At 39.5% G+C, this 13,161-nt stretch carries 7 protein-coding genes; 6 read left to right on the top strand and 1 reads right to left on the bottom strand.

What is annotated here, in order from left to right; genetic code table 11:
* Positions 1–131 precede the first annotated feature (131 nt).
* Positions 132–926 (bottom strand): hypothetical protein, encoded by a 795-nt coding sequence (locus tag AC21OG_RS09355; RefSeq protein WP_487378049.1) that lies wholly within the window; start codon positions 924–926, stop codon positions 132–134.
* 797 nt (positions 927–1,723) lie between these two features.
* On the opposite strand from AC21OG_RS09355, the gene ahcY reads away from it, so the two are divergent.
* The 6 genes from ahcY to AC21OG_RS09325 all read left to right on the top strand — a co-directional run bounded on the left by ahcY (position 1,724) and on the right by AC21OG_RS09325 (position 12,959).
* Complete coding sequence (gene ahcY / locus AC21OG_RS09350) at positions 1,724–3,121, top strand: adenosylhomocysteinase (RefSeq protein WP_486546822.1); 1,398 nt, start codon at positions 1,724–1,726, stop codon at positions 3,119–3,121.
* Positions 3,122–3,484: 363 nt separating this feature from the next.
* Complete coding sequence (locus AC21OG_RS09345; protein WP_487378048.1) at positions 3,485–4,360, top strand: methylenetetrahydrofolate reductase; 876 nt, start codon at positions 3,485–3,487, stop codon at positions 4,358–4,360.
* A 3-nt stretch (positions 4,361–4,363) separates the two neighbouring features.
* Entirely contained in the window at positions 4,364–5,278 is a 915-nt protein-coding gene (locus tag AC21OG_RS09340; RefSeq protein ID WP_487378047.1) for a 16S rRNA (uracil(1498)-N(3))-methyltransferase, read from the top strand.
* An 830-nt stretch (positions 5,279–6,108) separates the two neighbouring features.
* The gene (locus AC21OG_RS09335; protein WP_487378046.1) at positions 6,109–7,902 is read left to right on the top strand and encodes an acyl-CoA dehydrogenase C-terminal domain-containing protein; all 1,794 of its coding nucleotides are present in this window, start codon (positions 6,109–6,111) and stop codon (positions 7,900–7,902) included.
* A 207-nt stretch (positions 7,903–8,109) separates the two neighbouring features.
* Entirely contained in the window at positions 8,110–9,894 is a 1,785-nt protein-coding gene (locus AC21OG_RS09330) for an acyl-CoA dehydrogenase C-terminal domain-containing protein (protein WP_486546682.1), read from the top strand.
* Between the two features lie 620 nt (positions 9,895–10,514).
* Positions 10,515–12,959 (top strand): site-specific recombinase, encoded by a 2,445-nt coding sequence (locus AC21OG_RS09325; RefSeq protein WP_486546683.1) that lies wholly within the window; start codon positions 10,515–10,517, stop codon positions 12,957–12,959.
* Positions 12,960–13,161: the final 202 nt, after the last annotated feature.

Genomic DNA, 13,161 nt, shown 5'->3' with positions numbered 1-13,161 from the left:
TGCCTTTTATCTTGTTTAGTTATCTATGACCATAGTCGGTTTAGACTATAGAGGGAGGATATATTTTAGACAAAAAAAAGCGACCTAATTAGGTCGCTTTTTATGATAGCAAGTAAAAATTTTATCAAAACTTAGAAGCGGTAAGTAACACCAGCTTTAAGGATTGGATACCAGAAATCATCTTTTTCAATTTCTTTCTCAGCAGCCTCTTCGAAGCCAGCATCTGCAATAGCATCTACTTTAGCATCTAGTTTACCCATATAAGCGGCGCCGGCTTCAACAAAACCACCCCAGTTTTGGTTAATATTTGGACGATAACCAATAGTTAAATAAGGAGCAAGTTTGTTTTTATTCTCAGCTTCAATAGTGGCTTCTTGAACTTGGTATTCATTACCATCAATAGAGACCTTTGAGTTTTCGTTAGAATCTGGATCTTCTTGAATGGTTGCTGTCAATTCATTGCGTGGTACCATTACACCAGCACCAACAGTGAAGTTATTAGCCCATGGACGCATTTGAACACCAAGATAAGGGTTGCTGAAATCAAAGTCATACTTTAATTCACCCTGATAGCTGCCATAACCATCACCTAAAACTTTGTCATAGTTGATCCAAGAATCATTTCCATCTAGATCAGTTTTATCATCAAAGTCCATGCCTGACCAACCGGCTTGAAGCTCAGTGTTTTCATTTAAACCCCAAGCGATATTAGCACCATAACCTAGTGTACCGATTTCAGCGCTTACTGCTGCTGGGTGAGTAGCAGTATCAAACAAAGTTTTAGCAGTACCGGTGACAGCACCAGCAGTGTTAGAAATAACACCTTTGTTTTGATCGTATTGATAAGCTTGAGTATTTGGTGCTGCCATAGCAACTGTAGAACCTAATACTGCAGCTGAAAGTGCGGTTAATTTTAAAAGTTTCATAATATCTCCAAAGATAATAACTGTATTCAACTTTAATTAATGTTCTATGCAATCTATGTAAAAAGCAACCCCGAATACTTTTGAATAAGATATCTTAAATATTTAAATAAAAGAATCCAAATGAAAGTAAATAGGGTTGCTCATCCATAAGAGACACTATTAAAGTTGCCCATTTCAATATATGTGTATTAAACACTTTTTTACAAATTAAGTCACTACCTATAAGTAATATTTTAATAGGTATTCTGTAATCTTTGCTTACAATTTGTAATTACCCTTACTGCTTTATATATCAATACGCCTCTTGACATCATAAAATATATCTCTAAAAAAGCATATTCCATTGACAATTTAATCTAAAGCATATTGAAAAAAAATCTTGGGATTAATCGCTTAAACCAAACTGTACGGATGACATTCGTGCTGACATCAATTACAATATTCATCAACCGAGAGGTGTTGCATCAGTAAGTTAATAATGAGTCATTATAACATTATACAAATTATATTTTATTATTACTGTCAGGCTCGGTTAGCCATATTTCACAATCATATATTATTTAGTTTTCGATTGATACCACGCTAGTGGTGAATTTAATCGACGAATTTTAAAAGTTTGAATCTATATTGAATTGTGTCGTTATTTAACGATAGTCTTAAGTCTAATATTGGCTTATGTCTAATACTAAATGATACATAATTAGTTATGATTTTAAATGGCAAACAACGACACCTGCGTTTCTTTACCTTTAACTTTTCTAATCATCAAGGAGTTCGAGATGGACGCAGTGTCTAACATCGATTCAAACCAGTCTACATTTAATGACTATAAAGTAGCAGATATCAGCTTAGCCGATTATGGGCGTCGTGAGATCTCATTGGCAGAGGCTGAAATGCCAGCTCTTATCGGGTTACGCAAGCGTTATAGTGCGGAGCAACCTTTAGCAGGTGCTAAAATTCTCGGTTGTATTCATATGACCATTCAAACCGCGGTACTTATTGAGACCCTAATCGCCCTAGGGGCTGAAGTACGTTGGACATCTTGTAATATCTTCTCGACTCAAGATCATGCGGCAGCCGCAATCGCCGCAAGTGGCGTGCCAGTATTTGCTTGGAAGGGTGAAACCGAAGAAGAGTATGAGTGGTGCTTACGTCAGCAGCTATTTGTTGGTGGAGAAGAAAACGGTCAGCTATGGGATGCTAACCTCATTTTGGATGATGGGGGTGATTTGACTGCTCTTATTCATAATGACTATCCACAAATGCTTGATACTATCAATGGTATCTCAGAAGAAACCACAACGGGCGTCCATCGCTTGATCGATATGTTGAACAAAGGAACTCTTAAAGTTCCTGCTATCAATGTCAATGATGCCGTGACTAAATCAAAAAATGACAATAAGTACGGTTGCCGTCATAGCTTAAACGATGCTATTAAACGTGGCACTGACATGCTGCTTGCCGGCAGACGAGCGTTGGTCATCGGCTATGGTGATGTCGGTAAAGGTTCTGCACAAAGCTTGCGTCAAGAAGGAATGATCGTCCGTGTGTCTGAAGTCGACCCCATTTGTGCTATGCAGGCCTGTATGGATGGCTATGAGTTGGTTTCTCCCTATATAGATGGTAACAATACCAATTCGGCTGATAGTATCAATACTCGTTTGTTGCAAGATACAGATTTAATCGTCACGACGACAGGTAACTATCATGTGTGCGATAAACACATGCTTGCCGCTTTGAAGTCTGGTGCTGTGGTCTGTAATATTGGTCACTTCGATACTGAAATTGATACTCAGTTTATGCGGGATAATTGGAATTGGGTTGAGATTAAGCCGCAAGTTCATCAAGTTTATCGCTCAGAAAATGAAGACGATTATCTCATCTTATTAGCAGAAGGTCGATTGGTTAACCTAGGTAATGCCACGGGTCACCCATCACGTATCATGGACGGCTCATTTGCTAACCAAGTATTGGCACAGATGTATTTGCATGAGCAAAAATTCTCTGAATTGCCTGTCGATCAACGCTCTGAAAACTTATATGTTCGTGTTCTTCCTAAAAAGCTTGATGAAGAAGTCGCTGCTGCTATGGTAATGGGCTTTAATGGTGTTATGACTAAATTGACGCCAGAGCAAGCGGACTATATAGGTGTACCGGTCGAAGGGCCATTTAAACCTGACGCTTATAAATATTAGTCCCGTTCGTTTAAGCGTTTATACTTAAACCTGTTCTTGAAATTAACCTATCCTTTTAAGACCTAGTTAGATTCGGTTAGGCTCAATACAACTACTTTTTGTAGCGTTTGCTCTCGCATTGTCAGCCCTCGCCTTGCAGGATAGGTTAATTTCTTGGTAAGCAAAATTCACGATAGATTAATTTTAGATTTGGTGTAAAAGTGTGAGCTTATCTTTTACTCTTAACTCACACCTATCTCAAATAACACTTAATGTCTCAAATTATCCATTTGGGCAGCACATAATGCGTCTCGCTTAGTCGGTTAATTGTTGACTATAAAAGTCAATAGATAGCCTGACCCATATTCGCTTCTAGGATAGAACATGAACAAACCAAAATTCTCGTTTGAATTTTTTCCTACCAAAACTGAGGAAGGGGTACAAAAGCTGTGTCAAACTTTTGATACGCTTAATGAATTAGCGCCCAATTATTTCTCAGTGACCTATGGCGCTGGAGGCACGACACGGGCGCGCACCCTAGGTATCGTTGAGAAGTTACAACAACGTTCAGCCACGCCGATTGCCCCTCATATCTCGTGTATTGGTGATGATAAGGCGGAAATTGGCGAACTTCTGGATCGCTACAAATCATCTGGCATCAATCGTATTGTAGCCTTGCGTGGTGATCTACCTTCAGGACAAGTTGGTATGGGAGAGTTACCATTTGCTTTGGACTTAGTTCGCTTTATTAGAGAGCATTCTGGTGATCATTTCCATATCGAAGTAGCTGCCTACCCTGAGATGCATCCGCAGGCAAAAAGTTTTGAATTTGATATTCAAAATCTAATCAATAAGTTTGAAGCAGGTGCCAGCTCAGCCATTACCCAATTTTTCTATAACGCCGAAAGCTATTTGTATTTGCGTGATGCTTTAGAGAAACGCGGTGTCGATACAACTAAGCATCGACTCGTTGCCGGTATTATGCCTATCATTAACGCCACAAATCTCGTGCGCTTTGCTGACAGTTGTGGTGCTGATATCCCTCGTTATATCCGTAAGCAGTTGGCTGACTTCGGAGATGATCGTAAAGCCATTCGAGAGTTTGGATTTGAGGTTGTCCATCGTCTTTGTGAAATACTAATGGACGAAGGCGTGCCAGCTTTACACTTCTACAGTATGAACCGCATAGAGCCAAACAAACGTCTGGTTGAATCTTTAGGCTTAGCGACTGCCTCTCCTATTGCCAATGCTAAGGGCTAGTCTATGCGGCGCTTCTTCTATAATGCTCAATTCACTAACGATAATAAAAGCGGCTTAGCACATTATAATACGCCTGATAACACGCCAGTCGCTTTACACCAAGTTGACCCTGAAACGCTTATAACGTTACCAGATGAAGTGTATCACCATTGGTGCCGGGTACTTAGAGCCAAAATAGGCGATCAAAGTGTGATCTTTGATGGTCTGGGTGGGTATTCAGTTGTGGAGCTTGAGACCATTGATAAAAAATCCGCAACTGCTCGTATACTCTCCCATTATGATGATGACAACGCCCCGTTCTATTTTAGTACGATTGCCATTGTTATGAGCCGCGGTGACAGAATGGACTTTGCCATTCAAAAGGCAACTGAGTTGGGCGCCACTGTCATACAGCTACTCACCAGTCAGTATGGAGAGGTCAAACTAAAGGCAAATCAAGTCGATAAAAAACTTAACCATTGGCAACAAGTTGCAATCTCAGCTTGCGAACAATGTGGGCTTAATCGGCCACCGCTTATCTTGTCACCATTACCTATTGAAAGTTGGTTACAACAGCAATTTGGTGAGGTGCATGACAGCGTGCTTCATCTTACGGTGTCCCCCTTTTACCACGCTTATTTTAACCAGCCTCCCCTAGCGCTCGTATTGGCTGTACCTAGTCAAGATGAACAGGCAGTCTTAAATGTTGACCAAAGGATACGTGAACAATTTACTGACGCTAACAATGAGGACAACACACCTCGTTTTGATATCTTGATAGGTGCTGAAGGCGGGCTTTCTGAAGCTGAATATAAACAAGCCCGTAGCAGTGGCTATCTACCTTGGCAATTGGGATCCCGAATCCTGCGTACTGAAACGGCTCCAGTCGTTGCCCTGTCTACCCTCCTTTACATCAGCTCATACGTCCACTCACTTTAATTAATCTACAATAATTAACCTGCAATTTAAAATCCGTTATCCGACCTTTTGATTAAAACCCTGAATATATGGACTTTCTTATTTCAATATCCTTTTTGTGACCCATAAGTCTCTGCAAGTGCTTGTAAATTAACGGCTGACACTCTATCTTTTAAGTCGTTGAATTTACAGTGACAGCAATATTTTAAATGAGTTTTAACGTTTTCATTCCTTTGTATACCAAATCTATAAATTAACCTATTCATAAAAGCAAATACAACTGCTCACCATAGTAGCTTTAATAAGCTTGACTGAGCCTAATAAGGATAGGTTATTTTGAGAAAAGGTATGATATTGCCGTTCACTGCTTTCAAGACAAGTGTTACTGTTGCTCCTTGACCCTGCCTCATTTTAAAGTCAATTATGACTTCACAGTTGTGGTTACCAATGTCTACGTTATCTCAAGATACGTTGACGAACAACGAATGGGCAAATTGTCTCACTTGTTCAGCTCAAGTCAAAATCTATAAATAATCCTAAAGTCATAGGCAGATAATATCAAATCTAACCATTAAGCTATCGAGAAATTCAAAGACTTCTTATAGTAGGTTCAATGAGTCAGACAAAGATACGTTATTTTATATAAGATACGTTATTTTATATAAGATACGTTATTTTATATAAGATACGTTATTTTATATAAGATACGTTATTTTATAGAAAAGCTATCCATAAAAGTTAAGGCAACCGAGATCAAGTATGCCACTAGCAGACTTAACGAGGTGAACGCCGTGGCTTTTTCGTCTAACTATGACCATACAAAACTACTAAACTAATAAAAGGACAATCAGATGCAATATAAAGCACCCATTCGTGACATGCAGTTTGTATTACATGAGCTTTTGGACAGTACCACCCATTATAAAAGCTTAACGGAGTACCAAGAAGTCGAGAGCGATATCATTGACAGCTACATTGAAGCAGCGGCAAGCTTTGCTGAAAATGAACTGGCCCCTTTGAACCGCACTGGTGATGAAGAAGGCTGTCACTTTGATAATGGTGTTGTGACCACTCCACAAGGGTTTAAAGAAGCTTACAAACAATACTGCGAGCTTGGCTTTCCAGCACTAGCAGCGGATGAAGAGTTTGGCGGACAAGCGATGCCATTTTCACTCAGTACCGTGGTAAATGAGATCGTTGGTACTGCTAACTGGTCATTTTCAATGTACCCAGGCTTGTCTCATGGCGCTATTGCCACCCTTGAACATCATGGCACTGATGAACAAAAAGCGACTTATTTAGAAAAAATGGTGACTGGTGAATGGTCTGGTACCATGTGTTTAACAGAAGCACATGCAGGGTCTGACCTAGGTATCATTCGGACTAAAGCTGAGCCAAATGAGGATGGCTCATATAGCATTACTGGTCAGAAAATCTTCATCTCAGCGGGTGAACACGATATGACAGATAACATTATCCATATCGTATTGGCTCGCCTACCAGGAGCCCCTGCAGGTACTAAAGGTATCTCATTATTTATCGTACCGAAATTTAATATCAATGAAGATGGCAGCTTAGGCGACCGTAACACCGTCACTTGTGGATCTATCGAACACAAAATGGGTATCAAAGCGTCAGCCACGTGTGTCATGAACTTCGATGGGGCTAAAGGATTCTTAATTGGGCCTGAAAACCGTGGTCTTAACTGTATGTTCACCTTTATGAATGTTGCTCGTATCGGTACTGCGGTACAAGGTGTAACGGCGGCAGAGCTTGCCTTCCAAGGCTCTCTTGAATATGCCAAAGAGCGTTTGGCAATGCGGTCATTATCCGGTGCTAAAGCGCCAGATAAAGTGGCTGACCCTATCATCGTTCATCCCGCCGTACGCAATATGCTATTAACCGAAAAAGCGTTTGCTGAAGGTGGCCGTGCACTCGTGTACTACCTCTCAATGTTTGCCGATACCGTCTCAAAAGGCTCTGGTGAAGAACAAAAATATGCAGACCAAATGCTGTCATTGTTGACACCTATCGCAAAAGCCTTCTTAACAGAAACGGGTTATGAAGCGGCTAATCTAGGTGTACAAGTTTATGGTGGACATGGTTTCATTCGTGAATGGGGTATGGAACAAAACGTTCGTGACACGCGTATTGCCTGCTTATACGAAGGTACGACTGAAATTCAAGCTTTAGACTTATTAGGTCGTAAAGTATTAGGTTCACAAGGTAAAATGCTTGCTAACTTTACTAAGGTAATTCACAAATTCTGCGAAGAACATGCTGATGATGACGCTATGGGCGAGTTTGTACGTCCTCTAGCGAAATTAAATAAAGAATGGGCTGATTTAACGGCTCGTATCGGTATGCAAGCCACGCAAAACCCTGACTCAGTGGGCGCCGCTGCTGTCGATTATTTATATTTTAGTGGGTATGTGACCTTGGCTTATTTATGGGCACGTATGGCAGCGGTTTCTAAGCAAGCATTGGCAGGTGATAATACTGAAACAGAATTCTACGATGCCAAAATCAAAACAGCTCAATTCTACTTCAGTAAATTATTACCGCGTACTCGTACCTACTTAGCCCGTATTGATTCAGGTGCTGAGCCATATATGAGTATGACTGTCGAGCAGTTTGCTTTTTAATGACCCCGCTAATCGTTACCCCTGTCTAGCTAGCTTTATAAGTGCTACTATTATCAGTAGCACTTATATTTTAAAAAAGTTTATCTTAACCTTAACGACTAATTTAACCATCCTTTTGAAATAAAGTTATTCAAAATAAAGTTATTCAAAATAAAGTCATTTAGAATAAACAACCAAACACCCTCTTTTATAACTTAAGGACTAATTATGGCAGTTTATAATCCACCTTTAGACGAAATGCGCTTCATGCTAAATGACGTATTTGATGTAGAGAAGTTTTGGCAAGCCAATGAAAATCTTGCCCATGTTGATATGGATACTGTCAACATGGTATTAGAAGAGATGGCTAAGCTTTCTAAAAATGTCCTACTTCCGCTTAACCGCTCGGGAGATGAAGAAGGCGCTACCTATCAAGGTGACGGTGTTGTGACAACGCCTGCCGGCTTTAAAGACGCCTTTAAGCAGTATGCTGAAGCAGGCTGGATTGGTTTAGGCGGTGATCCAGAATACGGTGGTCAGGGTTTTCCTAAAATGGTCACTATGTTGACTGAAGAAATGGTCTTTACCACCAACCAAGCCTTTGCGTTATACCCTAACCTTAGCGTGGGTGCTTCTCTGTGTCTGTTGGCGTCAGCGTCAGAGGAGCAAAAGCAGACTTATCTTGAAAAAATCTATACTGGTCAGTGGGCAGGTACCATGTGTCTCACTGAACCCCATGCAGGAACTGATTTAGGTATCATTAAAACCAAAGCAGTGCCTAATGAGGATGGTAGCTACGCTATCTCTGGTACCAAAATATTCATTACGGGTGGTGAGCATGATCTGACTGAAAATATCATCCACTTGGTACTTGCTAAAACCCCTAATGCGCCAGAAGGCTCTAAAGGCATTTCATTATTTATCGTGCCTAAATTTATCGTCAATGATGATGGCAGCATCGGTGAACGCAATACCTTAGCAGCCGGCTCAATAGAACACAAAATGGGTATCAAAGGCTCAGCCACCTGTGTAATGAACTTTGATAACGCTAAAGGCTGGATGGTTGGTGAAGAAAACACAGGTCTGGCCTCTATGTTTGTGATGATGAACTACGAGCGAGTCACCATGGGCTTACAAGGCCTAGGGGGAACTGAACTGGCGTATCAAAATGCTGCTGCGTATGCCATAGATCGTGCGCAAGGTCGTAGTGATACACAGATCCAAAGTCCAGAACAACCAGCTGATAAAATCATCCATCATGCCGATGTACGCCGTATGCTGCTGAATGCACGCGCTAATGCTGAAGCGTCTCGTTGCTTTGCAATGTACGTAGCCAAGCAACTGGATGAGTCAAAATTCAGTGTAGACGCTGAAAATGCCAAAGCAGCGGCTGCTCGTGTTGCGTTATTAACTCCGATTGCTAAAGCGTTCTTAACCGATAAAGCGTTAGAGGCGACTATTGACAGTCAGCAAGTATTTGGAGGCCATGGTTATATCCGTGAATGGGGAATGGAGCAGATCGTTCGTGATACTCGTATAGCCCAAATCTATGAAGGTGCAAACGGTATTCAGGCGCTTGATTTGTTAGGTCGTAAGATCGCACGTAATCAAGGCAAATATTTAGAGAACTTCCTAGCTGAAATCCGTGACTTCGTGGCTAACATGAAAGCGGAGCATAAGATCAAACAAGCCACATTAGATGCTGCTAGCACCATTGAAGAGCTAACGACCACTGTATTGACTAATATTTCTACTCGTAAGAGTGAAATCAATGGCTGTGCAGTAGATTATCTACATGCAATGGGCTATCTGTGCTACTCATTCATGTTTGCTATGATGGTAGAAGCAGCTCATGATAAAGAAGGTGAGTTTTATGCTAATAAGCTAAAACTAGCGGATTACTTCGTAGGCCGTATCTTGCCACGTATTAAAGCCCATGCTGAAATGGTCAAAACAGGTAGTGACCCTATCATGGAGTTTGATATCAGTTATTTTGAGCAAACTATTAGTTAATAATTTATGACGGATATTGTAATTGACCTATCCACTTTAGGCTCGCTTAAGCACACTGAACCTACAATTCGTAGCGTTTGATTTGGAGTAGAGACTTGCCTTTCACGATAGGTGAATGTCTAGATTGGTTATTACCTTATTTAACATTATAATTAAAATTGTGTTAAAGATATGCCAGACAATATTGTCTGGCATTTTTTATTACTTCATTTTATCAATTTAATTATTGGTCTATAGTCAAAGAACTCTAAAATGGTCACAAGGCAACCGAGTGCAAGTACTACTGGAGTAGACTTAACGAGGTTAAAACCGTAACCTTTTAGTAGTTCGCTCACTATACTTTTTGCATGATTTATTAGAGGCTGTTGCAGAAATATTTTTTTATTCCGTAAACTTAAAAAAAATTTATATTTTAGTAAAACTTAGGATATATTTGCAATTTTTAAAAAATTAGACACAATATAAATACGGTCATATACCTTTATCTTATTAGGGTAAAAGGGTTTAAAATTATGACTACATCATCTTATAAATAAATGTTGTAAGTTATCATTAAAGTTATTGTATTTAGAACCAGTTTCAGATAAATTCTCAATATTCAAACTCTGAAGGGCTATAACGTGGCAGATTTACGAGATATTTTGGGCAAAATAAATGCACTTAGCGAAAGCCCTGAACCTTATTTACTAAAAAGACTGATTGATACCTTACGTGTATCAGAGACAGAGTATAAAAAAAATCCAGACTTTACTAATGAGCAAATACGGTCTTTAAATGCAATACTAAGAAATCATCCTGAATACGCCAATGGCTTGGCCGTGTTCGTTTTAAATTTGCTTAATCAATTTCACCGTATGTCGTTGTATACGGACACCGGCATATTCTCAGACCAAACCTTTTCAAGCAGCTTAATGCGCTTAATTGGTCATAGATTTGTGCCCCTTTTACCCGAAGAAGACTCTATTGTAGAGCTAGTCAACTATTTGTTTGACGGCAAACACGATGAATACTGGCTAGCTAGTATCGACAAAAGCTTATGGGATGAGTTGGTAGACTTAATTAAGGTCGATCCTGCTCACTCAAACTTAGTAGCTACGGCAAAAAATAATATTTTAAATGCGATGGTTATTTTATCTTATCGCATTAGCGGTATTGGTCTGCATCCTGACTTAATGAGAGGATATCCGCAGATGCTGGATTACTCAGCTGCCTTTGTCGCTCAAAATCAGGAGGCCGTTTTATTTGCCAATAATTACCGCGAGGCACATCAGTTAGATGATCATAAAGACATCACCCCTAGCCAAGATATAAATCTTGGTCCCCTATTGGTGATGTTAGAGCAGTGTGACAATATCGTAAATACGGTACGCAAACGCATTTATAAAACAGGTATTTCAATTCGTCTTACCAATATGTTATTGCGTTTAGAACAAAGTATAAAACGCATGCGTATCTTGAGTGAGCTGCTCGCTGACAATCATAAAAATCGTGACAAAGCATTAATCGAGTTAACCCAAGCGATTATTATCAGTGTTAAAAGACGCTATAGTATTGGTTATCTTATCAATAACAACACCAAGCTTTTGTCGCGTAAAGTGACAGAGAACTCTGGTAGGGTTGGTGAACATTATATTAGTACTGATAAGTCCGGCTATTTAAAAATGTTAAAAATGGCTGCCATAGGTGGATTCGTTATTGCCTTTATGGCAACTACAAAAATTTTGTTTTCTGACTTCGACCTAGCTCCAATGAGTCGAGCCTTTGTAAACAGCATGATATACGGTTTAGGCTTCGTATTTATTCATATTATCCATGGTACCGTTGCCACTAAGCAGCCCGCCATGACTGCTGCAGCTATTGCATCCACAATATCCGATATTTCAGGAAAGAAATCTCATCAATTAACAAAGTTATCTGAACTCATTGTTGATATTATTAGAACTCAATTTATTGCCATCATTGGTAACGTTTTTATTGCGATGCCATTGGCTTTTATTATCTCTATTATATGGATGAATTATAGTGGTACACCTATGATTACCACTGATAAAGCAGATCATCTGTTACATGACCTTGATCCATTCCATTCACTTGCGCTCTTCCATGCGGCTATTGCAGGTGTCTACCTATTCCTATCAGGTTTAATAACGGGTTATTATGATAACTTAGCCCTTTTTAATAAAATTGGCGAACGTATCGCGCGTCACAAGTATTTGTTAAAGATTTTTCCAGCCTATTGGCTAGAACGTTTTGGCGCATTTATTGATAAAAACCTAGGCGCAATAATGGGTAATTTCTTATTTGGTGTTTTCCTAGGCAGTACCGCAACTATTGGCTATATATTTGGTTTACCATTGGACATTCGCCATATTGCCTTCGCGTCTGCAAATTTTGCCCATGGTATTTTTAATATGTCCGCGGATGATTTTAGCGTTACTATCGTATTGATATCTCTTCTTGGGGTAGCTTCGATTGGTGTTATTAACTTATTGGTCAGTTTCTTCCTTGCCATGTTTGTTGCGTTACGATCTAAAGGTGTTAAATTCCCAGAATGGAAAACGATTGCTAAGCTGTTGTTTACCCATTTAATGACACAACCTAAAGACTTCTTCCTCCCCCGTTCTAAACCTATGAAATACGCTAAGATTGATAGTCAAGGGTACTTGATTTATGAAGATATCAATAAAGTGCCTAAAAACAAATTTTTCCCAAAGTACTTTGCAGTTCGTCGTTTAAATACGCTAACTGTTATTCCTGAAGGTGTCACTGTTGCTGCTAATAAAGAAGACGGATCGTCTAAACATTTAGATCGTCGAAGTTTAACAGGCTCTCAAATTGTTATTTATAGCAAAAAAACAGGACAAAACAACTTGGTTATATTGAGTGAACTACAGTTTAAACCACTACGCGTTATTAAACCTTCTAATGAAGCTGATACTGAAACTGGTAAACCCGATAAGGTTGAAGCTTCTGAAAATAATGCTAAGACTGATAGCCAAAACAAAACTAAAAATGCAAAAACGCCGTTACCTAAGCCTGAAAAGCCGCCTAAATTACCTGAGTAGGTTTATTTAGACTTATTGATACCTACTCTAAAAAAATAACTTATGAATCAAGGTGGCTTGGTGTTGAGGAATAATACCTAATAAATTTATCCTTTATAATCTTTATACCTTTTAATCATTCTGCAAAAAAACCAGCCAATAAAATATTGGCTGGTTTTATTATGCTGGTTTTGTTATGGGAGAATGATACTTTATCAAAAAC

This window comes from Psychrobacter sp. CX5 (assembly GCF_057621535.2).
The sequence above is the reverse complement of the archived record's forward strand: the minus strand, read 5'-3'. Positions and strand labels throughout refer to the sequence as shown.

Excerpts from the sequence above, each read along its gene's own strand:
- AC21OG_RS09345 (WP_487378048.1), top strand. The coding sequence starts at position 3,485 with ATGAACAAACCAAAATTCTCGTTTGAATTTTTTCCTACCAAAACTGAG.
- AC21OG_RS09335 (WP_487378046.1), top strand. The coding sequence starts at position 6,109 with ATGCAATATAAAGCACCCATTCGTGACATGCAGTTTGTATTACATGAG.
- AC21OG_RS09330 (WP_486546682.1), top strand. The coding sequence starts at position 8,110 with ATGGCAGTTTATAATCCACCTTTAGACGAAATGCGCTTCATGCTAAAT.
- AC21OG_RS09340 (WP_487378047.1), top strand. The coding sequence starts at position 4,364 with ATGCGGCGCTTCTTCTATAATGCTCAATTCACTAACGATAATAAAAGC.
- AC21OG_RS09355 (WP_487378049.1), bottom strand. The coding sequence starts at position 926 with ATGAAACTTTTAAAATTAACCGCACTTTCAGCTGCAGTATTAGGTTCT.